Below are 26,743 nucleotides of genomic sequence, written 5' to 3'. Positions count from 1 at the left end.
CTTTCTATAATCCAATATTGGCGAAAAACTGGCGAATCACATCTGCCCCACCAACAATTGTTCCAATCGAGCCAAAGATATTCGTTAATACAACCACCAATAGAACACGTGTTACTTTGTTACGCCAGAAACCTTTCACGGTGAAGACATCTTCAGACAATCGTTCAAAGTCTCCCACTGTTGGCTTGCGCATAAACGCTTGAACAAGTCCCGACACCCATCCTGAAGCCAAAATCGGATGCAAGGCTGTGATAGGTGCTGCGAAAAATGCAGATAGAACCGCTAATGGGTGTCCAAAAGCAACAGCAGCTCCAATTGCAGCCATCGTGCCTGTCCAGAGTATCCAGCTCAGCGCTTGATTTGCGCCAGCTTCGGGATTCACAAAAAATGTTGCTACAATCAACGCGATGATAATGGCAGGCAAAGCCCAACCTAAAATCGTTGGGACAATCGATTTCGGTGGACGTTCAGACAGCTTTTCTAGGTCATGAGTATGGTGAATCTCTTTAGTAATACCTGGAACGTGAGCAGCTCCTAATACGGCAACTATCTTGTTTCCGGGTGCTGTTTTGATCTTTTGCGCCAGATATTGATCTCGCTCATCAATAAGGGGTTGTTTTAGACGAGGGAATGATTCGGTAAACTCCGCAAGAACTGCTTGCAACGTATCTTGCTGCTTCATTTTTTCCATCTCTTCTTCTGTAATTGTATCTTTCTCAAAAATCCCAAAGACAACACCTGCTAGAAGTTGCGATTTGCCCCAAAACCCTAAGTTTGCCCAAATACGTGCAAACGTCACTTGAATGTCTCGGTCAGCTAGTACAAGCTCAGCCCCGACTTCTCTCGCACTTTCAATACCTTGAATCTGTTCAGCTCCAGGAGTGACATCAAATTGCTTCGCCATACGATTTTGAAAAGACGAAATCGCTAAGTTCATCAAAAGCATAGTTGCCTTCTTCTCTTTAATGACTTTGAAGATGTCCATGTTCTTCCACTTGTCACCTTGTTGTATAGACTGGTAGCGCTGTTGATCCAACTCAATACACACTGCATCTGGGCGCTCTCTCTCAATCACTTCTTTCACTTCAAGAGCACTGGCTTTTGAAACGTGTGCAGCACCAATTAGAATAATTTCTTTCCCGTCTATTTCCAGGCGGGTAATCGTTTCTTCCATTCTAGTTGCCCACCTTTTCATATTTTCATATAATTTTCAGAAATTTCTTATTATTATGAAAGCGCTTTCTTTACTAAACCATTCAGCACTTGTTGTTCTTCAGGTGTCCAGCACGTTAAAAATTCTTTATCTGCGCTTACAGCCGTATCGTTTAGACGAGAAACTTCTTCCTCACCTTTAGAAGTCAGAGAAAGTAGTTTTAAGTTCCCAGATTTCTCCGTTTGCACAAGTCCGACCTTTTCAAGTCTCGTTATCATTTGGCTTACATTTCCTTTTGTTACAGAAAGTAGGTCACTCAATTGTTGTTGGTGCAATGGTTGATGTTCTTTAATTTTCCGTAATGCATTGAATTGTGTAAATGTAATAGAATGATCAGCAAATGCTGCCTCCATCGCTCTACTCCACTCCAAAGTCACACGTTGAAACTGTTCTTGTATCTCTAAAGAAGATGCTTGTTGCATCGTCGTCAAGATTTGATTTTTAATTTTTTTACGTTTCTTCTTCATTTTTACCATTTGAAATCCTCCTTGATGTTTATAATTAAACATTTTACATGACTCTTTTCGTAGATGCCACTAAAAAAAGACGCCTCAGAAATTGAGAGCGTCTTGAGATGCAGGTTCTGCCTGTGGTCTTCCTATGTAATATCCTTGGAACAACACATAACCAGCATTTTTTAACCAGTCATATTCTTCTTTTGTTTCAATTCCTTCTGCCAATGGAATTGTTCCGATCTTACGAGCCTGTTGCAAAAATGCGTTAGCAACCCGTTGTTTGTTCGCATCTGCATGCACGTCTGTTACGAACTGACGATCCAATTTCATGTAGTGCGGCTCAATTCCTTTTAAGAGTTCTAGTGTGCTGAACCCTTCTCCTACATCATCTAGTGCATACATAAACCCTTTTTCCTTGTAGTACGTCAGTATGTTCTTTAGATGTTGGACATCATCAACTTGTTCAGTCTCTACAACTTCAAATACTAATTGCTGCGGATCCACATTTAATTTGCTGGCAAGTTGCATTGTGCTGCGCAAGCAAAACTCAGGAGAGTAGATAGATGTTGGAATAAAGTTAATAAAGGCTTTCACTCGATCCAATCTAGCAGCATGACGAACAGCTGCCATTCGACACATACGGTCTAAAGCGTATAAACGTCCACGAGATTTTGCAGCTGCAAATGCTTCGTTAGGAAAAATAGGATTCCCTTCAGAATCTGTAAAACGCGCTAATAGTTCATATCCAAACAATGCACCATCTGAACGGACGATGGGCTGAAAATGACACTCCACTCGCTCTTGAAGAATAATTTCATCGATCCAACCCATTTCAAGAAAACCACTTAAATTTGAGAGTGGAGACCAGTCCGTTTGCTCTGTTTTGAACACTATATGTTCTAATTCAAGATGATCCTCAAAGAAGTTGACGACTTCCGGTACGTGATGTTCGGGAAGAGTCACTTCATTTTCATGGGAATTGACAGGTACTTCATTTCTTTCTAAGAAAGCTATTACAGCTGGAACTAATAGAAGATTATGTTGTTCTTTAAATCGAAAAGTGTAGTTTAGATTACTCACTTGACACCCCTGACACCCCATTGAGGTCACCCCTTAATTTTTATTAGCTGAATTTTATCATTTTTCTGTAAATCAAGTTACTGCTCGTTTTCTGACTGTCTAAACAATTTCTTGATTGCAGAACGATTCGTTTTCGGTACCAATACATACAGTACATCGCCTGCTTCAATAAAAGTGTCTCCACGAGGTGTAATTACACGGTTACCACGAATTACCGCGGTAATGAGTGTATCGGTCGGAAGCTCTACATTCTTTAGCTCTTGCCCGACAATTGTAGCATTCTCTTCAATCACGACTTCAATGATTTCTGTATTTGTTTTTCCTATTGAGACCAACTCTAAACTATGCGGTACTTGAATAGTTTTCGCGCCCACTAAACTCAATTTCTCTGCAAAGGGCGTTAAAGTGGCTCCTTGGAATAATGCAGAAAGTAAAACTACGAAAAATACAACATTGAACAATAAATCAGCATTCTCTAATCCCGCTAGTAGTGGATAGGTGGCCAATACGATTGGGACTGCTCCGCGTAAACCTGCCCAGGAAATGAAGAGTTTTTCCTTTGCATTAAATTGGCTAAACAACAAACTAATGTAAACCCCAAGAGGTCGTGCTACGAACATTAAAATAAGAGCAAGTAAAAGCCCCTGCCAAATCACGTCTCGTAACTGATTTGGAAATACGAGCAGACCAAGCAATATAAACATACAAATTTGCATCATCCACGCAAACCCTTCATTGAAACGGAAAATTGAGTGGCGATAGGTTAGATCCATATTTCCAAGGACCACAGCCATTACATAAACTGCAAGTAACCCACTTGCTCCGATCGCAGTTGTAAAAGCATATGTGAAAATAGCAAACCCCATTGCGAGAACAGGGTAGAGACCAGAAGAATCGAGATTGATCTTATTGATGGCCCATACCGAAAGTCGCCCAATTAAGAGACCGACTAGTAAACCGATTCCCATCTGCCAAAAGAATGAGCCAATTAATGAGAGCAACGGCCCCGCCTCTGCTTGGATCAAGCTAATAAATGTAATCGTTAAAAATACTGCCATCGGATCGTTCGTTCCGGATTCTGCTTCAAGTGTAGATGTGATGTTCGGTTTGATATTTTTATTCCCAAGAACAGCAAAAACAGCTGCAGCATCCGTAGATCCTACAATCGCACCAAATAACATCCCCTCTAACCATGAGAGACCTAGAACAAACTTGGCTACAACACCAATCCCGACTGTTGTAAGGAGCACTCCAATAGTCGCGAGTGAGGTTGCAGCAGGAAGAACCGTTCGCATCGTCCGCCATTTTGTTTGCATTCCTCCCTCAAACAAAATAACAATAAGCGCAAGGATCCCTACAAGTTGTGTGATTTTTGCATTATCAAAATAAATGTATTGACTTGCAATCATTCCTACACCAATAAAAAGAACAAGAGATGGTAATCCAAGACGAGATGAAAATTTAGTTGTCGCTACACCTACTATCAGTAAAATTGATAACACAAATATTGCTGAGTCGACGGTAAATGTCATTCGTCATCCCCTTCCTAAACATTTAGATACCTGTAATTATACCGCTCTAAGGTATAGGAAACAATTGATAGTCCTCTCGACTTAAAGCAATTATTGTAGGGATATATCGAATTGAGTTGACTTTAAAATCACTCAATAAGAAACGCCTCCTACGATTGCAGGAGGCTTACTAGTTATAAATTCTCCGTATTGATCCGCGGTTGAGGATCTACTACTTCCGTGTCTTCATTTTTGTCAGCATCCATATCATTTGAAGATAGCTTGAGTTTTTTATCCTCAAGTTCTCTGATCACTCGTTTTTTATGTTCATCTTCATTCGTGGTGTAGTCTTCATTTTTCTTTTCTTCTCCGAACATCCAATCACCTCACCTAAATTAGTTGTTACCAATTACATACCCATTTTCACTAAACTTTAATCGTTTATTAGTTTCTATCAAATAATTGTTTAAATAGTTTAAATAATAAAAAAATAAGTTGACTGTGTTTTGGGAAACCGCTTACAATCAAAGAGACTTTTTAAAAAGCAATGGGGATTGCTTGGTCTGATTTTGAGCGAACGCTCAGTTGTAAACTGAACGAACGCTCGGTCACATCTTGGAGAAAGTACATATGAACAAGGGGGAACACTATGAAAGCTTACAAAAAAGAAGTTCGCTTTACGATTTGGATGGCACTCGCCTTTGTTGTCATGGGGAATGCTGGCCTATTCTTCTCTATTTTTCCAACGGATGCCATGTTATTTGGCTTTCCAGTCACGTACATCATTCCTATTCTGATGGGTTGGTTCGGAGTCTTCTTCTTAACAATCATTGCTGGTAAAATCGGCAACCGGATTGATGATGAAATTGATGCGGAGATTGAAGGAGGCGTGAAACATGACTGATGGCACATGGCAGTTATCCAATCCGATTTTAGGGTTGGTCGTGGTAGCACTAACTTTCTTACTTTTTTATGTAGTAGGGTATTTATCTAACCGAAAAGCAAAGTCAGCAAAAGACTTGTACTTAGGTGGCGGAAATGTTGGAGCCTTTACAAATGGACTTGCCATGGCCTCCACTTATATGAGTTTAGCCACATTCTTAGGAATTACCGCACTTATTTTAAACTTGAAAGTTCCATTTATCATGTTATGGATTCAATTGATTTTAGCGATACCATTGATCACTATCATTTATGGAACATCACTTCGCCGTATGGGTGCCTTCACACCGACACACTTTGTACGTGAACGTTATGGAGTGAAAGCTTCTATCATCGCCGCTCTCTTTATGATTTTAGTCTCTATCATGTATGCACTTGGACAGATGATCGGGATTGCGGTTACGTTTGAAACGCTTCTCGGCATTCCGTATTTAACAGGTTTGTTTGTAGGTGGATTAATTATTGTAGGTTACATAACTGTCGGCGGAATGGCTGGTGCAACAAACAATGCCGCTATTCAAATGGTCATCATGACGCTTATGTTTATCGTACCTCTCGGCGCTATTATGAAAGCTATTGGAACAGAAGGTTGGTTCTTCCCACCACTTCTTTATGCAGATATGGTCCCTGCGATGCTGCAAGCCGTACCGGATTTCTTTGACTACCAGTACCCAACAAAATGGTATTTCTCAGTTATTCCTGCATTAACAATTGGTGCTTTAGGGTTACCTCACTTAGCAATGCGTGTTTATACATCCTCGAGCTTAAAGAGTGCTCGTAGCGCAATGGTGTGGTTTGCCTTTGTTCTTGGTCTTGTGTTCTCCGCTACGTATGCGATGGGCTTCACTGGCGTTTATGCAACAAGCGTTGAAGGTCTGAATATCGCGGAAGGTGATGCAGATAAATTAACAATCATTTTGAACCTTGCTTACAATCCGGAATGGGTCACTGCTCTTGTAATTGCAGGTGCGATTTCAGCGGGGGTATCAACACTAAGCGGAAACTTGCTAGCAATCGGAGCCCTTCTTTCTCAAGATATTATCAAGACGCTTAAACCGAATATTCACGAACGCTTAAACTATCGTCTGAGCTATATCGCAATCTTTGTAGGTGGGTTCATCAGTATCTTGTTAGCAATTGAACCACCTGCCTTCCTCGTTGTAAGTATATTATGGGCATTTGGATTAGCAGGTGTCACCAATGCACCTTTGATCATTGTCGGCGTTTGGTGGAAAGAAGCAAACAAGTACGGGGCCATGGCTGCTTCTATTGTCGGGGGAGCGATTTATATTGCCGTCTCACCTTTCGTGTTCCCAAGTCTTGCTTTGACTGGGCACGCTGTAACGGATGGCATGGGCTTATCAGGTGCAATGCTTGCTGTGCCAATCAGCTTTATCTTATTGATTGTTGTCTCATACATTACGAACCGTATTCCTGCACTTCAAAAGAATTTAACGCGCGATCGTGACGAGAAGTTGGTTGAATCGATTCACGGATGGAAAGATGTGCAGTCGTACCGCTACAACTCTACGATTGGGGCATTCATTACTGTAGCAATTTCATTAGCTGTAGCAATTTGGGCCCTTTTACCGTGGGGCATGTAAAAAAAGGAGGAACCATCATGATCTTACAACTGTTGACGCTACGTGATTCTGCGTTCAAGAACTTTTCCTCTTCTGAAAAGTCACACGTCCAGGGCGGCCTTGTGTTGCTCTTGACGGGGCTTTTATATGGGAGTCTTTTACTCATAGCCAACAGGTCTTACATCCTGAGTTTTGAAACACCTGCACTCAAATGGGCAATTGTCCCATTGATTTTCATGGTTTCAGGACTGATGATGGCATGGCTTACCCGAATAGGTCTGACTTTAGTTGTCTGGGCAGGTGCTCGAGGCTTTGGTGGCGAAGGTGTGATGGGGAGAATTCGTCCCTTCGTTTCCATCAGCTTGCTCCCAGGACTTCTAGCTGCCCCGCTTTTAACTGGATGGCAGATGAACGCACTCGGCATTGTACTTGCAACTATTGGCGTGTTTTGGATGCTTATTTTCCATTGGAAAACATTGCAGACGACACAGCAGTTCTCAAAAGTAAAAGCAGGTATTGCCGCCATTACTGTATTTGTTTTCTTCGTTAGTATTTATTATTTAGTCGTGCCAACAGGCGCTATCACATCATGAAACTGGAGGAATCACCTATGAACTTTGACCACTTACTTGCACCAGAACAGTACAATATCACAAGTGAATTAGAAGCCTACAGAAACGATGAATCACGTCTTGCTATTCGTTGGATGGATGATCAAGGAAACCGCCGAGACGTTTCGTACAAAGAACTTTTTAGTAAGATGAACCAGTATGCGCAAGCTTTTAAAAGTCGCGGAATCGAAAAAGGAGATCGTTTATTGATTATCCTTCCACGAATTCCAGAGGCCTACATGACTTATCTTGCTGCATTACGTGCGGGTATTGTCGCTATCCCGTGTTCGGAGATGCTTCGTAAAAAAGATTTAACATACCGCATGGAACATTCCGGTGCAAAAGGTATCGTTGCGTTTCACAAAACGACTGCTGAAACGAACTTAATTACAGAGAGCTACCCTGCGCTAGACAACAAGTTCATCGTTGGTGGTCAAGAAGATGGCTGGGTATCATTAGAAGATCTGGCTACTAGTCAGCCAGAAGACTATTCTGGGGAAGATACACATCGTGAAGATATGGCATTCCTCTCTTACACTTCAGGCACGACAGGAAATCCAAAAGGCGTGGTACATGTCCACGCTTGGGGATACGCTCATGTGCGCACAGCAGCAACAGAATGGTTAGGCGTTCAACAGGGAGATGTCGTCTGGGCAACTGCAGCACCTGGTTGGCAGAAATGGATTTGGAGTCCATTCTTATCGACTATCACACTTGGCGCAACCGCTTTTGTTTACCACGGTGGTTTTGATGCAGAGACCTATCTACAGATTTTGCAAGACGAGAAAATCAATGTTCTTTGCTGTACGCCAACAGAATACCGAATCATTGCCAAAGTAGAGAATCTAAAGTCCTATGATTTACATGCCCTTCGCAGTGCCGTATCTGCAGGAGAGCCACTGAACCGACAAGTCATCGAAGCTTTCCAAGACGCATTCAACTTAAACGTGCGTGATGGCTATGGTCAGACTGAAAACACATTACTTGTTGGGACTTTACAGGACATGGAAGTTCGTCCAGGTTCAATGGGGAAACCAACTCCAGGCAATCAAGTGGATGTCATCAATGAATTTGGGGACCCTGTAAAATCGGGAGAAGTGGGAGACATCGCAGTGCATAAGACAGCACCTGCTTTGTTCCGAGGGTATTACAATGATAAAGACCGCACGTCTGCTGCTTATCGCGGCGACTGGTACTTAACGGGTGACCAAGCAACGAAAGACGAGGACGGTTACTTCTGGTTTGAAGGGCGTAGTGATGATATCATCATCAGTTCTGGTTATACAATCGGTCCTTTCGAAGTCGAAGATGCTCTTACAAAGCATCCAGCAGTTCGCGAATGTGCGGTAGTAGCCGCTCCGGATGAGATTCGTGGAAGCGTCGTGAAAGCTTTTATCGTTCTTCGTGATGCCGATCAATACCCAGATAAAGACGCTCTTGTGAAAGAACTTCAAACGCATACAAAAGAAATCACAGCCCCTTACAAATATCCACGTATCGTAGAGTTCATTGATGAACTTCCGAAGACGACTTCCGGAAAGATTCGTCGAGTGGAACTGCGTACACCTGTGAAGTAATGAAAAACCAGTTTGGCCACTTAATCGGCCAAACTGGTTTTATGTTTTTGTTCATGCTCAAGGAGCCATTCTTTTCGCCATAGGCCTCCTGTGTATCCGACCATCTTGCCACTTGCTCCAATGATGCGATGACAAGGCAGTACAACTGTAAATGGATTTCGTCCATTGGCCCCACCAACTGCGCGCACGGCTTTCGGGCGGTTAATGGTAGTGGCAATTTGAAGATACGAACCCGTCTCACCATACGGAATCGTCTTCAAACTTTCCCATACTTCTCGTTGAAAAGGTGTTCCAGTTTGAGGAGCCATTTTAAACGTGAACGCCTTCCCTGTCCCCTGAAAATACGCATCTATCTCCTCATACGCTGTTTTTAGTGGAGTGGAAAGTCCATCTGTTACCGGATAGTCAAGTGTCTCTCCCTCTTCAAATAGCACACTATAGACGGCTTCCTCGTCTCCTGTAATCACCAATCGACCAATTGGTGTGAGGTAATCGACTTGTTGCATGTAGACCCTCTCCCTTTTCTTTGTTAGTTAGATTTAGTATACTATGAGCAACTGAAAGACACGAAAGTTTTCTAGGGTTCCGGAAGCACTGCTTTGACTGGTCCGAGAGAAAACGCATGGCTTGGCCATGTACACGGAGGGACAAAAGCCTGGGAGATACTGCGGAAGCAGTGTCTTTCAGGCTTTTACTTTTGAGAGGAGACGGAAAAAGATGAAAGAATGGGGTTTATTAATCATCGCTGCTGTATTTGAAGTCGGCTGGGTAATTGGATTGAAGCACGCGGCAAGTTTTGGAGAATGGGCATTAACGATTGTCGCAATCATAATTAGTTTCGGTCTATTAATACGATCTGGACGTTACTTACCCGTAGGCACAGCGTATGCAGTTTTTGTAGGACTCGGGACGGTAGGAACTGTCCTAATGGACGCAGCATTGTTTGGCCAGCCACTTGGATTTATGCAAGTGGCTTTAGTCGGAGTATTGTTACTTGGAATCATTGGACTTAAACAGACGACACAAGGAGCTGAATCATAATGGCTTGGATTGCTTTGATTGTTGCTGGACTACTTGAAATGACGGGCGTCGCTATGATGGCTCGTCTCCACGAAAAGAAGAATCTCTCTTCTGCCTTACTTTTAGTTGCTAGCTTTAGCGGTAGCTTCTTATTTTTATCCATCGCGATGGAAACATTACCAATGGGAATGGCCTATGCGATTTGGACAGGGATTGGCGCAGCAGGAGGCGCGATTTTAGGAATGATTTTTTACAAAGAGTCTGTCGCACCGATGCGCTTATTCTTTTTAGCATTGATTATTGCAAGTGTCATTGGATTGAAGCTTGTCAGTCCATAACAAAAGGCGGTCACCGTTCTCAGGTGACCGCCTTTTCTTGTTGTAAAAACTGCAGTAGCTCTAACGGATTTCCCGCTAGATCTTGTAATGTGTAGTCATCTAATACAGCCAAATAAGCTTGAAGCGCTTTTCCTAATGCGTGTTTTAATGAACAAACGGGCGTAATTGGACAACTATTCCGTTCTCGATCAAAACACTCTACTATATGAAAATCGTCTTCCATCTGCCGCACGACTTTTCCGACATTGATTGCTTGGGGGTCTTGAAGTAGTCGGACGCCTCCTCCTCTTCCTCGCGTACTCTCTATGTATCCAAGTTTCGCTAAATGCTGCGCTACTTTCATCAAATGATTTTTAGATATCCCATACGATTCGGCGATTTCAGGCACCGTCGCTTTTTCTCCTGTTGGTCGAATCGCTAAATAGATAAGCAGACGTAAAGAAAAGTCCGTATACATCGTCATTCGCATGTTTCTCACCTCTTTCTCTCACTATCGCACAGGTGAACAACTTGTGACAACAAATGTGTCTATTTTTTTAAAGTGGTATTTTTAATATTTGTTTCGGCGTTGAATAGGAGTATGCTGAAATCAATAAGAGAAAAGGAGCTGTTTTACACATGTTATCACTAGAAACAAGATCAATCATTAAAGCAACTGCACCTGTACTCGCTCAGCACGGCACTACAATTACAACTGAATTTTACCGTTCACTGTTCGAGGCACATCCTGAACTACTAAATGTATTTAACCATGCAAATCAAGCCAAAGGACGTCAACAGACGGCGCTTGCTAACACGGTTTATGCAGCCGCTGTTCATATTGATAATTTAGAAACTATTTTGCCATCTGTTGTGCAAATTGCGCATAAACACGTTAGTCTTGGAATCGTCCCAGAACAGTACCCAATAGTTGGGGAATATTTACTAAAAGCGATTAAGACTGTCCTTGGAGACGCCGCAACACCAGAAATCATTAACGCTTGGGCAGAAGCGTACGGCGTTATTGCAGACGTATTTATTTCTGTAGAAGCAGGCATGTACAAAAAAGCAGAACAGCAACAAAATGGCTGGAAGTTATTTAAAGAGTTCAAAGTCGTCGGTAAAGTTCAAGAGAGTGACGCAATCACTTCATTTTATTTACAACCTGCTGACGGCTCAAAAGTACCTGCATACAAACCTGGACAATACATCTCCGTTCGCGTTCATATCCCAGGTGAAACATATATGATGATTCGTCAATACAGTCTGTCTAAAGCGGCAGATGAAGAATCTTTCCGTATCTCTGTAAAACGTGAAAGCGACCAAGATCCAAACGGAAAAGTCTCCGTGTACTTACACGAACAACTTGAAGTAGGCGGCACGATCGAAGTGACGCCTCCAGCTGGGGAATTTGTGCTAAACGAAGATCGCAGCACACCTGTTATTATGCTTGCAGGAGGTGTCGGTATCACGCCACTAATGAGTATGACAGAACGCTTGTTGCAAAGTGCGTCTGCTCGTGAAATTACTTTCCTACACGCAGCGCGCAGTGAGAAAGAAGCTGCATTTGTAAAAGAACTTCAACAACTCTCTGCATCACATGAAGAACTGACGTATCAATCTTTCTTCTCAGATACAGACAACGCCTTCATCACACGTGATGTACTCGCTGAGCTTCCGAAAAGTGCAGACATCTACGTTTGTGGACCGGTCGGGTTCATGGAAAGTATGATTGCCAATCTTGTTGCACTTGGCTTCTCCGAAGAGCAAATTCATTATGAGTTTTTCGGCCCGGCTATGCCAGTCAAAGCGCTCACTACTGCTTAATTTTCTTGCCTTCTCTCCAAAACGTGAGAGAAGGCTTTTTTTCTATAGAAAGGTATACTAATAGAGATGACTTGAAAAGGAGGAACTGGAATGTATCGTGTAAAAGAAGATTTTATTACAGACTGGCAACGAAGCTCTGAAGGAACAACGGCTGTGTTGCGCGCGATGTCAGATGACAAACTCGGACAGTCGATCGTCGAAGGGCATAACTCTCTTGGCTGGCTCGGTTGGCATCTGACGACAGCGCTCAGCTATTTCATGGGACAGATTGGACATAAACTTCCTGCATTAAAATCAATGCAACAACCTCAAACAGCTTCTGAAATTGCTGATCAGTATGAACTATATGCGGCTCATATTTTAGAGCTTGCAGTACAAGAATTCTCAGATGCGTTTTTAACTACTGAAGTCAATATGCATGGAGCACTCACTACTAACGGTCAAGTTCTGCGCATGATGATTGATCACCAGACGCATCACCGCGGACAAATGACGGTTTTACTTCGTCAGGCTGGATTACCGGTACCCGGTGTAATGGGACCAACGAAAGAAGAAGCGAAAGCTTAATATGAATGCTTTAGAAGTCGTTGGAAGTTGTGTACAGTGTGGCAAAACTGTTTATTGTGACGCCGGTTTCTTACAAGGCGTGCAACTTGATGGTCAGCTGTACTGTCTTGCGTGCGCAGAAAAGCAATAGACAAGACCATAAAGAAGGAGTTTCTCGTTTATGAGAAACTCCTTCTTTGTGTGGTATATAGCACGATTGGGTGCCTGTCATCGCTTGACACCACAAATTGACCTCAAATCCCCATCTAACAGCATTCCTGTATTCCAGCAGTTCCCTAAAGGTGCCCTGTTATCTTTTTCTAACCGTTTCCAATTAAACCGTTGAGTGGAGGGCAGGGCTGCTTTCCGAGGGCGCGGCGTCGAGCCTCCTCGGCGTAGGAGCACGCCTGTGGGGTCTCGCGTTCCGACTTTTAATCCCACTGGAGTCATCCCTACCCTCCACTCAACTCAGTTACTGTCATAATGGAATAAACTTCCGTTTTGGACCTGGCAACGAAGTAAGACTAAGAGAAATTCAATGATTATACTAGTTAGTGGCAACTAAGCCCGGAACCCAGGTCGTCATTTCCCGGGCTATCAGGGTTTTCCCGAGACCCGGCAACGAAGATGAAAGTGGCCTTCTTTCATCTTACGTGGGGAGGCTCGGGGAAATCCTCCCAGGAAATGGCGACCTGGGTGGAGGGCTTTCCAGTTTAGAGTGGCGTTCTCCACATCTAAATGGAATCGAGTTACGAACGCCAGAAACACACTCCGGAATCAGCCGCACCCGCAAAGGCTGAAGAGCGCCTTCACGGCCACGTCTGATTTCCTCGGAGTTTCTAGAGTGGCGTTCTCCACATCTAAACTGGTTTAAATGGATTTCTCCATTCCATCAGCATCGCCATATTGTGGGATTCTTCATCCTCTAGATAGTCTCGTACAATTCGTACCGGAGTTCTACCACTGCGTAGCATAAAGGTGATGACTGGGTCTTTCAATTCTCCTTCAAGTACGCACTCAATGTATTGTTCTGGTGATAACTCATCTGCATATTGGTGATACCCTGACATCCTGCCCCCACCAAGCAACCGATCAAGACCGTCTGCTATGACACGTTCATACAACCCTTGCAGTAGTAACCTGCCAAGATCTAGACTTCTAAATTCCGGTCGTACACATAAATCAACAACATAGAGTGTGTTGCCATCCGGTTGATGGGGAGAAATATCCCCACCCCCTGTGACTTCTTCCCATGTATGATCCGGATCCTCATAAGAATAGTTCACACGTAAACCTGTAACTGATCCCGCAAGCTTTCCTTCTACTTCGGCGCAAAGAGCCCCTTCTGGATAAAGACGAAGGTGGTTCTCTAATTGCTCTCTGGTCCATAACAATTCATCAGGAAAAGGTGGCGGAAAGCTTTCACGTTGTATCTGGATCAATTCCTCAAAATCCTGTTCCGTATAGGTACGAACTAGTACTTTCCGCGGTGTTTGGTTTTGATAAACAAATTGTTTTTTTTGATACACCCTATCTCCCCCCTATCGATTTGCGCGAATCAAGACATTCGCAACATTCATACCAGACATGGTGACCATCGGTGAGCCACCCCCTGGATGGGTACTGCCTCCGACAAAATGGAGATTGTGAATATCACGACTCCTATTACGAGGTCGTAAAAAAGCATCTTGTTTTCGGTGACTTGAAAGCCCGTAGAGAGCTCCCCGATAGGCACCGAACGTTTCTGCAATTTCAGAAGGCGGAATGATGCGTTCCACTACTAAATGATCTCGAATCGGCAGCCCCTTCTTTTCAAGTAAGTCGTAAATATGCTCTTTGTATTCATGTATGTCATAGGGCTCTTTCTCCCCTTTTGGAAGTGGCGGAGCATTGACTAAGATAAACAAATTGTCCCCATCTGGTGAGCGATCACGGTCGGTCACGCTTGAGTTACATAAATAGATTGTCGGGTCTTCTGGCATCTCTTGTCGGGTGAATAAAGCATCAAACTCGGCTTCATAATCGTGTGAAAAGTAGACCGTGTGGTGATTCACATTTTTCAAACGAGTAGACAATCCGGCTAAGATGACAAAGGCTGAAATGGACGGTTCCATAGCATCTCTTTGTTTATCTGTAAACGAAGGACGATCGCGCTCTGCCACAAGTTCTGGATACGCTTTTAAAAGATCAGCATTCATCACAACCTCGTCACCCGACCACACCTGCTCACCTGCACAATACAGTGCAGTAATTCTCTTATCCGTGATTTCTACTTGATCGATTGTTGTGTTTGTGTGAAAACGGACACCTAGCTCTTTTGCTACTTTATGAAAAGCGCGCGCAATACAAACCGTTCCGCCTTTTACTGTGTACACGCCTTGGACCAGCTCAAGGTAGGCAATCATACTAAAAGTAGCAGGTGCTCGGTACGGTGAGGAACCGATGTACGTAGCATACCTGCCGAAAGCCTGCAGTACATTGGGATTGGAAAAATAGCGTTTGAAGAAGTGATCCATTGGTTCTAACGGGCGAACTTTTGTTAGTGCATACCCCAGATTTGGGGATAGATAGTCTGTCCAAGACCGAAATGTCTTTGGAAAGAAATGAGTCTCCGATAATTCATAGAGACGTGTCAGCTCTTTCAAGAAAGAAAAATAATTTTTGGCTCCAAGTGGATCTATTTTCTCTAGTTGTTCAATCATGAAGTCTTTATCACGACTAAAGACAAGAGACGATCCGTCCTGGAAATGATTCGTCGTATGATGCTTCAATGGGATGAGCGTAAAATAGTCATCCGATTTCCGTCCTGTTTGTTCAATTACCTGCCGGAATACATGCGGCATTGTAATCGTATTTGGACCAAAATCAAACCCATATGTGCGGAGTTGAACAGGCATCAATTTTCCACCGACATGCGTGTTCTTTTCAAACACATCGACTTCAAATCCGGCATTGGCAAGAGTAATAGCCGTTGCCAAACCTCCTAATCCTGCGCCAATTATGGCTACTCGCTTCATCCGTAAAACCTGCCTTTCCATTCCACTTTCTGCCCTTGCATAGAACGAATCATTGCGTTCGCCAGTAGAGCAATTAAAGCGAGTGCAGATGCAGGTAAGGCGAAGGCCAGATACAGCGGTTCTTTTGTTGTAGCGTAAACAATCAATCCTTGAATGCTAATCAATGCATACGGAATCAGTAAGCTTGGGTCTGCAACTACAACCGCACCAACTAGCAAGAAAAATGGAAGCACATAGAAGCTCGCATAAAACACCATAATAACAGCAGCAAGTGGTACCGATTTGCCAATCCCGTTAAAGATGTTTTTTGAGAAGCCTTTCCAAACGTCTTCATTTGTTTCGTACATCGTGCAACTAGCAAAAGCGGTAATATTGGCAAGCCACATTTTGTGCCCATGTGCTTTCATACGTTTTGAAAGCGCCATGTCCTCCACAATCTCGCCTTTTACTGATTCATGGCCACCGATTGCTTCATAGGCACCACGTTCAAAAAACATAAATCCACCGTGCGCTGCAGTAGCAGGAGGCCATTTTGTGAAACGCGCAAGCCCCATCGGAAGGTGAAATAAGACAATGAAGTGCTGCATCGGAACAAGCAGTTTGTTCAGCCATGTTGGTAATAGAAAGCGAGAAAAACCGGATACCAGTGCCAAGTTATTGTGTTGCATAAAAGCCAACACATCTTGTACTGCATTCGGTTCAATTCGTACGTCAGCATCGACATATAACAAGTAATCGCCACTTGCGTAACCTGATAGTTGATGGCAAGCATATACCTTCCCGACCCAGCCATCTAGCTTAGGAGCGCCAGGCTTAATTGTAAATCGACTGTCGTGTTCGGTACTCGCTTCAAGTGCTTCACGCGTTCCGTCCGTCGACTCATCGTCTAAAACAATCACTTCAAATTTGCTATACGTCTGTTTTTGTAGCGAACCAATCAACCCTTCCACATTCGCCAATTCATTGCGCATTGGGATGAGGATGGAAACGAGCGGTTCTCCTTTTGTTCGTGCATCTCGTTTCGGTCTTGGTAAGACGACGGCATGCAGAAGCGTTATTCCTATAAATAAGAGAAGAAGTGCGCTGAACCATAGATCCCATGTCATCTCCATTCCCCCTTATAGTGCACGGTATGTATCTAAACTTTCGGACACAACATCTTGTTTCAGTAGTTCCAGTTGCTTCTCTAAATGTTTTTCTAACGCTTTCATCTTCTGTTTACGAGTCTCCCCTGGAAGAGAAGTAAATAAAAGTGGTTCGCCTGCTAAAATCGCCACTTCCGCTTTTTTATGATGGCCAAACCAGTAGTACAGTGTAATCGGTATAATAGGGGTTTGCGGGAGTTGATTGGCTAAGTGCCCTACACCCGTCTCCAAGACAAGCGGGCGTATTTCTTGTGAAAACTCTTCTCCTTGCGGGAAAATCCACACACTGGACCCTTGTTCAATCACTTCTTTTGAATAGTTCAATGCTTCTATAATATCCCTACGAGACTGTTTGTTCACAGAGTACGCCCCTGTATAGCGAAAATACCAAAACTTTTTTAATCCTTTTTCGTGCATCATAATATGTGTCGATCGATCAATAACAGTATGGCGCAAATGATAATATAGCAAACCGTCCCACCAAGAGGAGTGATTGGCGATATATAGTGAAGGCGTGCCATCAAATTCTGGCCCTTTCCAATAAACAGCATGAAATTGTTTACGAATTTGAGGAAGCGTCACTTGGCGCATCACACGCTCAAATACAGGATTTCGCTTTGCTTTAATCATGTCGTGTCCTCCACTCTGCCCAACTATAGAGAATGACTGCGCCAACCAATGTTACGCCTATTGCAAGCCACAGACCGGCTGCCCCGGCAGTAACCATAAACATGAAAATCATCATACCGTATAAGTAATACACACGTTTTTCCCACTTCGGAAATGATTCAGTTGCAGGATTTTCAGAATCCATCACCCAAATTAGTGCTTGCAAAATGCTCGCCACAACAAACCAGCCCATAAAATTGGTCCACGGGATGTCATAATATAAACCACCCTCAAACCAAATCCAATATTCATTGGCTTTGAATGCTACCGGATCAATGATTAAATCCATCACAACAGCTGATAAACTTGAAATAATTACTGTGGCAATACCGGGTCGCTTTGTAATACGCATTGCGAGCGCGTGCGTCGTTGAAATAACGAGCAACCAAGCAAACCCGATTGTAAACGGAATATCAAAAATCTTTGCACCGAACCGTTCGGTGTAGTCGTACTCGCCAAACAGAATGCCATACGCAGAGCCCAAATATTCCATAAAAGATGAAAATATATAAATGATGAGTGTGATGACGAGTGCTTTTCCTGGAGAAAATAAAGCAAAGAAATAAAAAATCCCCATCACACCGGCCAACACTAAAAATACAGTATTCGCCCATTCTAACCACGACGGTAGGAGATCAAACCCTACCAGTATGACTCCCACTGCAAACCAGAAGAGAAATAACTGATATGCTCGATCTTTCCACTTTTCCATGAACACAGCTCCTTTGATGACTAGTAAAAAACACCCGAATCGGGTGCTTAGTGTAAAACAGCTAGAATTTCTGCTTTTTGCTCGTCGGATACAAAGTGTTTTGTATCAAACACACGATAGTCTTTCTCCCGAATTGTAGAAAGAATATGACGATAGAAATGAGAAGCACTCTTTAATGGGATTTGAGAGCGTTTTGGATACAGGTGAATAGACTGGTTCGCCTGGTCATAGTAGCGCTCTGCTAAAACAGCTAGCTCTTCCCACGACTGTATAAACCCTTTACTAATCACACCTTTACGCATACACCATTCGGATACTTCAAAGTGTGCCAAACGATCGGTTGGCATATAGATGCGCCCACGGCCAAGGTCTTCTCCAACGTCTCTTAAGATATTTGTAAGTTGCATCGCAAGACCAAGTGCAATGGCATCTTCGCGTAGCTCATTTTTACGAGCAGGCGCCAGGATTGGTAGCAACATCAGACCTACTGTACTTGCCACGTGATAGCAATACACTAATAGATCATCGATTGTTTTATAGCGATGAATAGTGAGATCCATTTCTTGACCTCTCAGTTGCTCTTTAAACGGCTCCGGGTCCATGTCATAGCGTTTAAACACGTCCGCCAGTGCAACCCACATTGGGTCCGCTTCATCATACTTGCCATCTAAGAAAGCCTGGAACTCCACCTCAAATTTATGCAGACTTGAAACTGGTTCGATTCCCTCATCCACCAGATCATCGACGCGGCGACAAAATGCATAGACTGCCCATACAGCTAGACGGTCGGCTTTAGGAAGTAAGGAAAAGGCCTTGTAAAATGTGCGGGAATTTTCAGCAATGACACGTTCACACTCTTGGTAGGCTTGCTTGACGTTCATCCGGTTGTCCCCCTTTTACAGTCAAATCATTTAACACAGTCTGTGCGGTCAAATAAGCACCTTGCATCACGATAGGAATTCCACCACCCGGGTGTGTAGAAGCACCTACAGCATACAAGTTATTGAATTTTGTTGGTTTTGCTTGTGGTCGAAATACTCCAGATTGGCCAAGTACAGGGGCAATTCCAAAGTTTCCACCTTGGAAATAGCCTTCTGCTTGGGCAGTAGCCGGTGTACGTATCTCCATCCACTCGGTGCGTTCACGCAAGTTTGGAAATCCATTTTCTTCTATACGATCTAAAATACGCTCTCGCCAATCATTTACATTCTCCCATTCAATGGCAGTACCCGATGGTACCGGAACGAGAATATAAAGAACACTTTTCCCTTTCGGGGCCAGTGAATCGTCCATGACACTTGGGTTGAATACATAAATTGAAGGTTCGTTTGGCAATTCTTTTGTTCGAAAAACAGAATCCATATGACCTTTGAAATCCGGCCCCATCAAGTACGAATGTACAAGTCGGTTTTCATACTTGCTATCGACACCAATGTACATTAAATAGCAACTAGAAGAAGGTATATAGGTACGATTCGGCACAGAAGGTAAAAGTTCCTTCAAAAATGGCATTTCTCCGTTAAAAACTACTGCGTCATGTGAAATGGATCCATTTTTCGTTTTAACGCCAGTAGCTCTCCCGTCCTCTAAGTGAATCGTTTCAACAGCACTATTTAAATGAATAGTCACACCACGCGCTCGTAGCGTCTTTTCTAATAAAGGAATTAATGAGGCATACCCGCCTTGCAAATAGTAAACTCCATGCTCATGCTCTGAGAAAGAGACAAGAGAATACATCGCTGGCACTTGATACGGGTTTCCACCAATATAAAGAGATTGTAATGCATACGCTTGTTGGAGGCGCGAATCTTTGAAATACCCTTTCATCAATCCACTTACAGATTGATATGGTTTTAATGCAAGAAGCTTTCGTATAGAGGTAAACGTCCAAAAGTCTTTTTTCACGGAAAACGATTTAGTTAAAAAGGATGTCATCCCAATGTCAAAACGTTGCTTGCCTTCTGTTAAGAACTGCTTGAATCCCTCTGCATCTTGAGGAAATAAGCGCTCGATTTCTTGTTGCTGCTGAATAGGATCTGCATATTTCGTGTACACTTCTCCGTCCGAGAACTGCATGGAATAAAGAGGGTCGCAACGCAATAAACGTAAGCCTGTCGTGTCCACCCCCGCTTTTTTCAACAGGTCTAAGAACATATCAGGTAGCAAGACAATCGTCGGACCTTCGTCGATTCTGTACTCTCCATTTTTCACAAAGGCTAATCGACCGCCTAGTTTTGAACTTTTTTCATAGATAGTAACTTCGTGTCCTGCTTCTGTCAGATAGAGAGCTGTCATGAGACCGCCTACTCCACCACCGATTAATGCAATCGTCATGCTGTTCCCTCCCAAGCAGGTAAAAGGCCTACAGGTATACGCTCTTTGCCTTCTTCCGCTAAAATTCCATTGGTTACTATGCGTGCAGACTCTAAAATTGTCGGTAAGCCACTGCCAGGGTGAGTACCACCACCGACTAACCAGACGCCGTCTAGTTCTTCAAATTTATTGTGTGGGCGGAATACCATCATTTGAGACAGTTGATGGCCCAAATTGAATGTTGCGCCTTTAAAGACAGAGATATCTTCTTCCCAGTGAACCGGGGTCAACACTTTTTCACTTACAATATGCTTAGATAGATCCTTGAATTCAGATTTCTCTTCAATTGTACGGATGACCAAGTCACGGAAGGCTTGCTGTTCTTCTTGCCAACCGATATTACTATCGTTGTTCGGGACAGGGGCTAAAATATAGAGTGCAGATTGTCCTTCTGGCGCTAATGTCGGATCTGTCACACTTGCATTTTGAACATAGATAGATGGGTCTGCAGAAAGTTTTTTTGTGTGCGTAATTTCTTCAACATTTGTTCTATAGTCTTTAGCAAAAATAATGTTATGATGCGGCAAATCATATACTTTATCGAGGCCTAAATAGAGCATGAATGTGGAGCAAGAGTATTTTTTCTTATTTAGATTCTCACGTGAGTATTTCTTTAAGACACCTTCATCAACAAGGTTTGTCATCACATGCCCAAAATCTCCGTTAACCACTATTTCATCGACTTCTACTTCTTCTCCAGATTCTAAGAGCAGTCCCGTTACTTTTTTGCCATCTAATTTAAACTTTTTGACGCCTGTGCCAAGGTGTACTTTCCCACCGTATTCTTCCACCACTTTCGCCATGGATGTAGACAACTGATTCACTCCACCGATTGGGTGATAGATACCGTATGCGTGTTCCATATAGGAAAGGATTGAAAATGCACCTGGACACTCCCATGGTGACATCCCTAGATATTTTGATTGGAATGTAAAAGCAAGTTTGAGCTCTTCATGATTGAAATAACGACTCAGTACATCATAGAGCGTTTTTCCAATTTCAAGCTCTGGCAATGCTTTCACAACAGAGGGACGCATATAATGAATCAGTTTATCCATACGTGATTGAAGAATAGGCGTTAAAGCGGCTAATTTCTTCCCACTCTCATATAAAAATTGATCATATCCTTCGTTATTTCCAGGATACGTAGCTTCAATGCGTTCTTTCATTTTTTTTCGGTCACGCGTCATATCGAGCGTTCTCTTCCCGTCGAACGTTAATTGATACATTTCAGGTAGTTCGATTAAGTCCATATAATCGTGCATATTACGGCCTGCCGCTTCAAACAATTCATCTACGATATGAATCATACTTAAAAATGTCGGACCCATATCAAAGCGGAAACCGTCCATCTCGATGGCAGCGTTGCGACCTCCCACAACCTCATTCTTTTCATATACATCTACTTGAAACCCTTTAGAAGCGAGTAACATAGCCGCCGCAAGACCACCTGGTCCAGCACCGACTACTGCTATTTTCTTGCTCATGATGGCCCCTCCTCTTTATACAATACTTGTACAATGATTATACAACCGTTTTTGATTTTTGGCTATTGATTCGCTGTAAAGTTTTGTTTTTTTGTCTAACCTTCGCATAATGTGACTGTAAAAGAAAATTAGACATAATGTATATACAAAAAAGAGAACTCCCATGGGAAGTCCTCTTGAAACTTATAAAAGTTAGTTAGAGCAGACTGTAGACAGAAAAGAAATGACAGACACTTGCTGCAAGTACAAAGACATGCCACACTGCATGGTGGTATAAAAACCCTCTCCACACATAAAAAATAGCACCTACTGTATAAAGCACTCCCCCAGCAATTAATAAGAAGAGACCTTCTTGTGTCATTGCGGCTGTGAGTGGGTTCCAAGCAAACACAATCAACCAACCCATCACAACATATAAGAAGGTAGACAATTTGACGAACCGTTTTACAAAATACAATTTAAATAACGTTCCTCCAATTGCCAGACCCCACACGATGCCAAACAATACCCATGCTAAAGGACCTTTTACTGCTAAGAATAAAAAAGGTGTGTAGGTTCCTGCAATAAACCAATAGATTGATGAATGATCTAGCCATTCAAACCAGTCTTTCGCTTTTCCTTGTGGAAAACTATGGACCAATGTAGAGGCCGAATACAAAATCAACATCGACACGCCAAAAATTGTGAAACTCACGACGTGCCAAGCGCTCCCCGTTTTTGCACCTGCAACAATTAGCACGACAAGTGCCGAGATGCTAAGTAGCATACCTAATCCATGAATAAGTGCATTCACGAACTCTTCTCTTTTAGTAAATGTATGTGTTGTATCCATAACCGTCATCTCCTTCTCTCTAGTTTAGAGGAAATAAACGCCAACACCTAGTGACCTCTGTCATCACTTTCTCTGACATCTGTCTGGTGAATCTCAATTTGCTTTTCTAAAACTTCTTGCAAAGAAGAAAACGAAAACCCTTTTCTAGATGCATGCTTTGTCGTCTGAGCCAAATCAAATCCTAAATCATAAGGACTTTGATTGTGTAATGAGTCTTCCGCGAACGAATAGTTCTTACCAAGATGTCGGGATATATACTCCAACAGTTCTTGCAATGAGATGGAATCATCTGTCCCCGCATTTATCGGGCCTTCATAATCGGAAAGCGCACAGGCTTTTAAAAACTCAGCTGCTTCCACAGAATCAATAAACCCGAAACGAGCGTCTGGATTTTTCGTCCCTATCGCTTTCCCCTCTTCTACAGCCCGAACATGAAATGCAAAGCGCTCCGTGTAATCATCTTCCCCAACCACATACGGAAAACGCACTGTTACAACCGGACAAGGTGCTTGTTGATAAAGGACTGCCTCCGCTGCTCGTTTGGCTTCTTGGTACCCTTCCATACCAGCATATTCATGGCGAGATTTATAGTAAATGTCAAAGTGACGTGGATCAAAGTCGGATTCTTTAAGATTCACACCCGCATTATAGACTGCTACTGAAGAGATGAAAATATACTTTCCAATTCTCGTTCCAAGTGCCTCTAAAACTTCTCGCACTTCTATCGGTGAATAGCACGTGTGATCAAAAACATAATCATATTCCTTATCTTCAAGTGCATGTTTTATCGTTTTATCATCAGTGCGGTCCAGCACCAATCGCTTTACTGAGTCTCCAAAGTCATCTGTCATGCGTCCTCTCGTTGCGATGGTGACATTCACCCCATCTTCCACTAGTAGCTTCACAAGACGCTTCCCGACAAATTGTGTACCGCCTAAAATCAATGCAGTTGTCATGGTAAACTCCTTTCTATAATAAAATTTGCTGTTTTGTATACGCGAGTTCGACCGGACCAGAAAATTCTTTTTTCGCTTCGGCAACAAGAATTTCTCTATCTCCGTATTGAGGCAAGTGTGTCAGTACCAAACGTTCAACACCCGACTGTTCCGCTAGTAAGCCAGCTTGTTGTCCTGTCAAATGACCTTGTATCTTTCCGGCATACTGCGGGTAGACATTTGATTCACTAACTAATACATTCGCTCCTTGTGAGAACGTCACAAGTGCATCTGTCCATTCGGTATCTGCCGTGAAGACGACAGCCTTTCCAGCCGCTTCGATACGAAAAGCTAAACAATAGACCGGATGCACAGTGGGGCAAGTGGAGACTTTAAAGGGGCCAATGGAGTAGCTTGCATACGCCTCAAGCTCCATTCCTGTTGTCACACCTTTGTAGCTGAGCTTTGAAAACTCTACAGAATCCTGTGCGTGTGCATAAATCGGGATCGGGTGATGAAGATTTCCTAATTGTTTATGAATCATTGCAGCATGTTGTAATACGCCTACGTCCGCGATATGGTCGGGATGATAGTGACTAATGAGAAATGCATCCAATTCATGCACGTCTTTCATAGTTAATAATGTAGACAATACAGCGCTCCCACAATCAACGATTAAACTAAAGCCATCCTGTTCAACTAAAAAAGAAGAGGTCGCTTCACCTTTTTCAGGATAACCACCCCACATACCGATTGTTGTAATCTTCATCTGTTCACCCACTCTTTTCTACTCGTTTTTTCTAGTGTACCCATTTTCCGAATTCTTTGCATTCTTCCTAGCTAGTGAAAATGGTATAATACTAAAATTACTAGAGATGTGAGGAGGATATTTTAGTGGATGCACTTCAAATTATGGACCAACTAGATCGTGTCCGCCCAGCCCTTCAACCAATCGTCAGTGCAATCACCCATGAAATTGCCGGCTACGAACTACTTGGCCGTTACAGAGAAGATGACCACTGGACGTCTCTCGGAGATTTTTTTCTAGATAGCGATATTCCAACAGAGTTTAAAAATGAACTGGATGACCATTTAATCGGTTTGGCTGTTGATTATCTTTTAGAGAATGACTTGCCTGGTTACCTATCGATTAACCGGTCCGCGCAGCAATTGATTGATGAGGAAGATGAGACATTTCTTGCCTTTCTACACGTGCAGGAAAAGAAGGGGTTTGCATTAAAGCGATTCGTATTAGAGGTAACAGAACATGACATTGAGGAAGAGTTCGAAAGCCTTAATCATCTTTTGCGCTATTATAAAACTTACGGAATCCGCTTAGCGATTGACCATATAGGTGGTGCCAGTTCAAACATTGATCGTATTCGTGCTCTTCGGCCGGACATCTTAAAAATCGACACCAGTTTGACTCGCTCTGCCAATCTCGAAAACTTCCAAGACATATTGCATACGCTATCGGTTCTTGCCCGACGAATCGGTGCGGTATTATCCTATGAAATGATTGAAGATGCCAATCAACTGTACTTTGCGTGGAAAAACAACGGTCACTACTACCAAGGCTTTTATTTAGGGAAACCGAGTTGCGAACAGCAAGAATCCATTCAACTCAACGTCTCTTTGCCTTCACAAATTCAGTCTTTTGTCGAACGAGAAAAAGAACTAATCACACAGCGATTGAAATTCACAGAAGCCTGTCATCACAAATTGAAAAAACTATCGAAGTGGCAAGATGAAGTGTATGCAGATCAATTACTCCAAGAAGCGCAGGAACTTTTTGATAAGCAAACTTTCCGTCTCTACATTTGTGATGCGAGTGGCAAACAGGTGTCCTCAAACTTCCGTTTGAAGGACGGTTCATGGAGATACGAAGAAACTGTGCGTGGCTCCAACTGGGCGTTCCGACCGTACTTTTTAGAAAATATGATGCGCATGCAGCGAACAAATCAAGGACGCTTATCCGATTTGTATTCCGATATTGAGACACGTGAATATGTACGTACGTTTAGTTTCCCGTTAACAGCGAATTACTTTTTATTTGTCGATTTAAGCTATGAATTTATAACGATGAACGATTTCTTATTTATGAATTAGAAAGGAATGAGTCTTTGTACGAATTAAATCGACCCACTAATTCTGTTTATTACGGCATCACACTGCGCGACGGTACATTACCTGAAGCAAACAATATGGCTCTGCATAGTTGTGAGAATCCGGCATCTGTCTTGGCAAACCGCAGGAATCTTGCCAATCAACTTGGTATACCTTTACATCATTTTGTACTTGCTAATCAAACGCACAGCAATCACTATTATGAAGTAAAAACTAGCGATAAAGGACGCGGTGTACTTGAGACCGCGACGGCGATTCCGGATACAGATGCGTTGTATACATATGAACCTTCTATTGTTTTAGGTACATTCACAGCAGACTGCGTCCCACTGCTTCTTTGGAGTTCGAAGTCAACATTGATTGCCAGCGTCCATTCCGGTTGGCAAGGTACTGTAAAAGAACTAGTACCCACACTTCTCGAACATCTGCTATCTGAAAAAGGAGAAGATGCGTCCTCCCTTCACCTCTACATAGGTCCCGCCCTAAGTGAGGAGCGTTTTGAGGTCGATACCGATGTAGCAGATCGTTATAAAGCACTTGGCTACGCAGATGCCTTTATTCGCTATAAAGAGTCCACGCATAAGTTTCACATCGACAATGGCCTTGTTGTCAGAGAGCAATGTCTACGAGCAGGTATTCCTGAAGAGAACATCATGCAATCAACTGTTTGTACGTACACTAGTGAACAAGGGTTTTCGTATCGCCAAAATCGACATGCAGGACGCCATCTAGGGTTTATTTACCGACTATAAAAAACGCACCCT

General features: G+C 43.0%; 28 protein-coding genes and 1 riboswitch. Of the genes, 10 read left to right on the top strand and 18 right to left on the bottom strand.

The genetic code is table 11. The features are described from left to right. Positions 1–4: 4 nt before the first annotated feature. The 5 genes from ACF3OH_RS01250 to ACF3OH_RS01230 all read right to left on the bottom strand — a co-directional run bounded on the left by ACF3OH_RS01250 (position 5) and on the right by ACF3OH_RS01230 (position 4,636). Complete coding sequence (locus tag ACF3OH_RS01250) at positions 5–1,174, bottom strand: TraB/GumN family protein (RefSeq protein ID WP_204591424.1); 1,170 nt, start codon at positions 1,172–1,174, stop codon at positions 5–7. A gap of 53 nt (positions 1,175–1,227) precedes the next feature. Next, positions 1,228–1,689: a MarR family winged helix-turn-helix transcriptional regulator gene (locus tag ACF3OH_RS01245; protein ID WP_204591422.1), complete on the bottom strand. Its 462-nt coding sequence runs from the start codon at positions 1,687–1,689 to the stop codon at positions 1,228–1,230. A 75-nt stretch (positions 1,690–1,764) separates the two neighbouring features. Next, complete coding sequence (locus ACF3OH_RS01240; protein ID WP_392455444.1) at positions 1,765–2,748, bottom strand: EAL domain-containing protein; 984 nt, start codon at positions 2,746–2,748, stop codon at positions 1,765–1,767. A 77-nt stretch (positions 2,749–2,825) separates the two neighbouring features. Continuing rightward, on the bottom strand, positions 2,826–4,280 hold the full coding sequence (locus ACF3OH_RS01235; protein ID WP_392455443.1) for a potassium/proton antiporter: 1,455 nt from the start codon (positions 4,278–4,280) through the stop codon (positions 2,826–2,828). A 173-nt stretch (positions 4,281–4,453) separates the two neighbouring features. Beyond that, positions 4,454–4,636: a hypothetical protein gene (locus tag ACF3OH_RS01230; protein WP_392455442.1), complete on the bottom strand. Its 183-nt coding sequence runs from the start codon at positions 4,634–4,636 to the stop codon at positions 4,454–4,456. 272 nt (positions 4,637–4,908) lie between these two features. On the opposite strand from ACF3OH_RS01230, the gene ACF3OH_RS01225 reads away from it, so the two are divergent. From ACF3OH_RS01225 to mbcS, 4 genes are read left to right on the top strand one after another with little or no spacing between them, the layout of a single operon-like run. Next, positions 4,909–5,163: a hypothetical protein gene (locus tag ACF3OH_RS01225; RefSeq protein ID WP_204591412.1), complete on the top strand. Its 255-nt coding sequence runs from the start codon at positions 4,909–4,911 to the stop codon at positions 5,161–5,163. Next, positions 5,156–6,805 (top strand): sodium:solute symporter, encoded by a 1,650-nt coding sequence (locus ACF3OH_RS01220; RefSeq protein WP_204591410.1) that lies wholly within the window; start codon positions 5,156–5,158, stop codon positions 6,803–6,805. Before ACF3OH_RS01225 ends, ACF3OH_RS01220 begins: the two co-directional genes overlap by 8 nt. A 17-nt stretch (positions 6,806–6,822) precedes the next feature. Continuing rightward, positions 6,823–7,377, top strand: coding sequence for a hypothetical protein (locus ACF3OH_RS01215; RefSeq protein ID WP_392455440.1), 555 nt, complete (start codon positions 6,823–6,825; stop codon positions 7,375–7,377). A 17-nt stretch (positions 7,378–7,394) separates the two neighbouring features. After that, positions 7,395–8,972, top strand: a complete 1,578-nt coding sequence (gene mbcS, locus ACF3OH_RS01210) for an acyl-CoA synthetase MbcS (protein WP_392455438.1) — start codon at positions 7,395–7,397, stop codon at positions 8,970–8,972. Positions 8,973–8,992: 20 nt separating this feature from the next. On the opposite strand, the gene ACF3OH_RS01205 is transcribed toward mbcS, so the two are convergent. Beyond that, the gene (locus tag ACF3OH_RS01205; protein ID WP_392455437.1) at positions 8,993–9,478 is read right to left on the bottom strand and encodes a methylated-DNA--[protein]-cysteine S-methyltransferase; all 486 of its coding nucleotides are present in this window, start codon (positions 9,476–9,478) and stop codon (positions 8,993–8,995) included. A gap of 60 nt (positions 9,479–9,538) precedes the next feature. Then, positions 9,539–9,636, top strand: a riboswitch (guanidine-I (ykkC/yxkD leader). 53 nt (positions 9,637–9,689) lie between these two features. On the opposite strand from ACF3OH_RS01205, the gene ACF3OH_RS01200 reads away from it, so the two are divergent. Beyond that, on the top strand, positions 9,690–10,013 hold the full coding sequence (locus ACF3OH_RS01200; protein ID WP_392455436.1) for a DMT family transporter: 324 nt from the start codon (positions 9,690–9,692) through the stop codon (positions 10,011–10,013). Beyond that, positions 10,013–10,330, top strand: a complete 318-nt coding sequence (locus ACF3OH_RS01195) for a multidrug efflux SMR transporter (RefSeq protein ID WP_204591403.1) — start codon at positions 10,013–10,015, stop codon at positions 10,328–10,330. The genes ACF3OH_RS01200 and ACF3OH_RS01195 overlap by 1 nt, the downstream gene beginning before the upstream one ends. A gap of 19 nt (positions 10,331–10,349) precedes the next feature. On the opposite strand, the gene ACF3OH_RS01190 is transcribed toward ACF3OH_RS01195, so the two are convergent. After that, positions 10,350–10,799 (bottom strand): RrF2 family transcriptional regulator, encoded by a 450-nt coding sequence (locus ACF3OH_RS01190; protein ID WP_392455435.1) that lies wholly within the window; start codon positions 10,797–10,799, stop codon positions 10,350–10,352. A 149-nt stretch (positions 10,800–10,948) separates the two neighbouring features. Between ACF3OH_RS01190 and hmpA the strand changes: the two genes are divergently transcribed. Together hmpA and ACF3OH_RS01180 are read left to right on the top strand one after the other, a co-directional pair. After that, positions 10,949–12,136: an NO-inducible flavohemoprotein gene (gene hmpA, locus ACF3OH_RS01185; protein ID WP_392455434.1), complete on the top strand. Its 1,188-nt coding sequence runs from the start codon at positions 10,949–10,951 to the stop codon at positions 12,134–12,136. A 90-nt stretch (positions 12,137–12,226) separates the two neighbouring features. Beyond that, positions 12,227–12,703, top strand: a complete 477-nt coding sequence (locus ACF3OH_RS01180; RefSeq protein ID WP_392455433.1) for a DinB family protein — start codon at positions 12,227–12,229, stop codon at positions 12,701–12,703. Positions 12,704–13,542: 839 nt separating this feature from the next. Here the strand turns inward: ACF3OH_RS01180 and ACF3OH_RS01175 are convergent. The 11 genes from ACF3OH_RS01175 to ACF3OH_RS01125 all read right to left on the bottom strand — a co-directional run bounded on the left by ACF3OH_RS01175 (position 13,543) and on the right by ACF3OH_RS01125 (position 24,621). Further along, positions 13,543–14,211 (bottom strand): GNAT family N-acetyltransferase, encoded by a 669-nt coding sequence (locus tag ACF3OH_RS01175; protein WP_392455432.1) that lies wholly within the window; start codon positions 14,209–14,211, stop codon positions 13,543–13,545. Positions 14,212–14,223: 12 nt separating this feature from the next. Further along, positions 14,224–15,699: an NAD(P)/FAD-dependent oxidoreductase gene (locus tag ACF3OH_RS01170; protein ID WP_204591394.1), complete on the bottom strand. Its 1,476-nt coding sequence runs from the start codon at positions 15,697–15,699 to the stop codon at positions 14,224–14,226. Then, a complete protein-coding gene (locus ACF3OH_RS01165; protein WP_392455431.1) occupies positions 15,696–16,805 on the bottom strand; it encodes a glycosyltransferase in 1,110 nt (369 codons plus the stop codon). The genes ACF3OH_RS01170 and ACF3OH_RS01165 overlap by 4 nt, the downstream gene beginning before the upstream one ends. Before the next feature lie 12 nt (positions 16,806–16,817). Beyond that, a complete protein-coding gene (locus ACF3OH_RS01160) occupies positions 16,818–17,474 on the bottom strand; it encodes a lysophospholipid acyltransferase family protein (protein ID WP_204591390.1) in 657 nt (218 codons plus the stop codon). Beyond that, positions 17,467–18,225 (bottom strand): carotenoid biosynthesis protein, encoded by a 759-nt coding sequence (locus ACF3OH_RS01155; RefSeq protein WP_204591388.1) that lies wholly within the window; start codon positions 18,223–18,225, stop codon positions 17,467–17,469. Before ACF3OH_RS01155 ends, ACF3OH_RS01160 begins: the two co-directional genes overlap by 8 nt. A 47-nt stretch (positions 18,226–18,272) precedes the next feature. Beyond that, on the bottom strand, positions 18,273–19,106 hold the full coding sequence (locus ACF3OH_RS01150; protein ID WP_204591385.1) for a phytoene/squalene synthase family protein: 834 nt from the start codon (positions 19,104–19,106) through the stop codon (positions 18,273–18,275). After that, positions 19,075–20,559 carry a phytoene desaturase family protein gene (locus ACF3OH_RS01145; RefSeq protein WP_392455430.1) on the bottom strand — a complete coding sequence of 495 codons (1,485 nt, stop codon included), beginning with the start codon at positions 20,557–20,559 and terminating at the stop codon, positions 19,075–19,077. The genes ACF3OH_RS01150 and ACF3OH_RS01145 overlap by 32 nt, the downstream gene beginning before the upstream one ends. Continuing rightward, positions 20,556–22,085 carry a phytoene desaturase family protein gene (locus ACF3OH_RS01140; protein ID WP_392455429.1) on the bottom strand — a complete coding sequence of 510 codons (1,530 nt, stop codon included), beginning with the start codon at positions 22,083–22,085 and terminating at the stop codon, positions 20,556–20,558. The genes ACF3OH_RS01145 and ACF3OH_RS01140 overlap by 4 nt, the downstream gene beginning before the upstream one ends. A 196-nt stretch (positions 22,086–22,281) precedes the next feature. Beyond that, positions 22,282–22,917 (bottom strand): hemolysin III family protein, encoded by a 636-nt coding sequence (locus tag ACF3OH_RS01135; protein WP_204591378.1) that lies wholly within the window; start codon positions 22,915–22,917, stop codon positions 22,282–22,284. A gap of 47 nt (positions 22,918–22,964) precedes the next feature. Then, positions 22,965–23,873 carry an NAD-dependent epimerase/dehydratase family protein gene (locus ACF3OH_RS01130; protein ID WP_392455428.1) on the bottom strand — a complete coding sequence of 303 codons (909 nt, stop codon included), beginning with the start codon at positions 23,871–23,873 and terminating at the stop codon, positions 22,965–22,967. A gap of 13 nt (positions 23,874–23,886) precedes the next feature. Continuing rightward, positions 23,887–24,621: an MBL fold metallo-hydrolase gene (locus tag ACF3OH_RS01125; RefSeq protein ID WP_392455427.1), complete on the bottom strand. Its 735-nt coding sequence runs from the start codon at positions 24,619–24,621 to the stop codon at positions 23,887–23,889. A gap of 125 nt (positions 24,622–24,746) precedes the next feature. Between ACF3OH_RS01125 and ACF3OH_RS01120 the strand changes: the two genes are divergently transcribed. Beyond that, complete coding sequence (locus ACF3OH_RS01120; protein WP_392455425.1) at positions 24,747–25,961, top strand: EAL-associated domain-containing protein; 1,215 nt, start codon at positions 24,747–24,749, stop codon at positions 25,959–25,961. A 14-nt stretch (positions 25,962–25,975) separates the two neighbouring features. After that, a complete protein-coding gene (gene pgeF, locus ACF3OH_RS01115) occupies positions 25,976–26,731 on the top strand; it encodes a peptidoglycan editing factor PgeF (protein ID WP_392455424.1) in 756 nt (251 codons plus the stop codon). The last annotated feature ends 12 nt before the right edge of the window (positions 26,732–26,743 follow it).

The organism is Chryseomicrobium aureum (assembly GCF_043182735.1).
In the GTDB taxonomy this organism is placed as follows: Bacteria; Bacillota; Bacilli; order Bacillales_A; family Planococcaceae; genus Chryseomicrobium; species Chryseomicrobium aureum.
Note: the sequence above shows the minus strand (reverse complement) of the source record. Positions and strands in the feature narration are given on the sequence as shown.

Excerpts from the sequence above, each read along its gene's own strand:
- ACF3OH_RS01145 (WP_392455430.1), bottom strand. The coding sequence starts at position 20,559 with ATGACGATTGCATTAATCGGTGGTGGAGTAGGCGGTCTCATGACAGCT.
- ACF3OH_RS01205 (WP_392455437.1), bottom strand. The coding sequence starts at position 9,478 with ATGCAACAAGTCGATTACCTCACACCAATTGGTCGATTGGTGATTACA.
- ACF3OH_RS01225 (WP_204591412.1), top strand. The coding sequence starts at position 4,909 with ATGAAAGCTTACAAAAAAGAAGTTCGCTTTACGATTTGGATGGCACTC.
- ACF3OH_RS01160 (WP_204591390.1), bottom strand. The coding sequence starts at position 17,474 with ATGATTAAAGCAAAGCGAAATCCTGTATTTGAGCGTGTGATGCGCCAA.
- ACF3OH_RS01195 (WP_204591403.1), top strand. The coding sequence starts at position 10,013 with ATGGCTTGGATTGCTTTGATTGTTGCTGGACTACTTGAAATGACGGGC.
- ACF3OH_RS01220 (WP_204591410.1), top strand. The coding sequence starts at position 5,156 with ATGACTGATGGCACATGGCAGTTATCCAATCCGATTTTAGGGTTGGTC.
- ACF3OH_RS01165 (WP_392455431.1), bottom strand. The coding sequence starts at position 16,805 with ATGACATGGGATCTATGGTTCAGCGCACTTCTTCTCTTATTTATAGGA.
- mbcS (WP_392455438.1), top strand. The coding sequence starts at position 7,395 with ATGAACTTTGACCACTTACTTGCACCAGAACAGTACAATATCACAAGT.
- ACF3OH_RS01245 (WP_204591422.1), bottom strand. The coding sequence starts at position 1,689 with ATGGTAAAAATGAAGAAGAAACGTAAAAAAATTAAAAATCAAATCTTG.
- ACF3OH_RS01130 (WP_392455428.1), bottom strand. The coding sequence starts at position 23,873 with ATGACAACTGCATTGATTTTAGGCGGTACACAATTTGTCGGGAAGCGT.
- hmpA (WP_392455434.1), top strand. The coding sequence starts at position 10,949 with ATGTTATCACTAGAAACAAGATCAATCATTAAAGCAACTGCACCTGTA.
- ACF3OH_RS01235 (WP_392455443.1), bottom strand. The coding sequence starts at position 4,280 with ATGACATTTACCGTCGACTCAGCAATATTTGTGTTATCAATTTTACTG.
- ACF3OH_RS01150 (WP_204591385.1), bottom strand. The coding sequence starts at position 19,106 with ATGAACGTCAAGCAAGCCTACCAAGAGTGTGAACGTGTCATTGCTGAA.
- ACF3OH_RS01200 (WP_392455436.1), top strand. The coding sequence starts at position 9,690 with ATGAAAGAATGGGGTTTATTAATCATCGCTGCTGTATTTGAAGTCGGC.
- ACF3OH_RS01250 (WP_204591424.1), bottom strand. The coding sequence starts at position 1,174 with ATGGAAGAAACGATTACCCGCCTGGAAATAGACGGGAAAGAAATTATT.
- ACF3OH_RS01190 (WP_392455435.1), bottom strand. The coding sequence starts at position 10,799 with ATGCGAATGACGATGTATACGGACTTTTCTTTACGTCTGCTTATCTAT.
- ACF3OH_RS01140 (WP_392455429.1), bottom strand. The coding sequence starts at position 22,085 with ATGAGCAAGAAAATAGCAGTAGTCGGTGCTGGACCAGGTGGTCTTGCG.
- ACF3OH_RS01125 (WP_392455427.1), bottom strand. The coding sequence starts at position 24,621 with ATGAAGATTACAACAATCGGTATGTGGGGTGGTTATCCTGAAAAAGGT.
- ACF3OH_RS01135 (WP_204591378.1), bottom strand. The coding sequence starts at position 22,917 with ATGGATACAACACATACATTTACTAAAAGAGAAGAGTTCGTGAATGCA.
- ACF3OH_RS01180 (WP_392455433.1), top strand. The coding sequence starts at position 12,227 with ATGTATCGTGTAAAAGAAGATTTTATTACAGACTGGCAACGAAGCTCT.
- ACF3OH_RS01230 (WP_392455442.1), bottom strand. The coding sequence starts at position 4,636 with ATGTTCGGAGAAGAAAAGAAAAATGAAGACTACACCACGAATGAAGAT.
- ACF3OH_RS01155 (WP_204591388.1), bottom strand. The coding sequence starts at position 18,225 with ATGGAAAAGTGGAAAGATCGAGCATATCAGTTATTTCTCTTCTGGTTT.
- ACF3OH_RS01215 (WP_392455440.1), top strand. The coding sequence starts at position 6,823 with ATGATCTTACAACTGTTGACGCTACGTGATTCTGCGTTCAAGAACTTT.
- ACF3OH_RS01170 (WP_204591394.1), bottom strand. The coding sequence starts at position 15,699 with ATGAAGCGAGTAGCCATAATTGGCGCAGGATTAGGAGGTTTGGCAACG.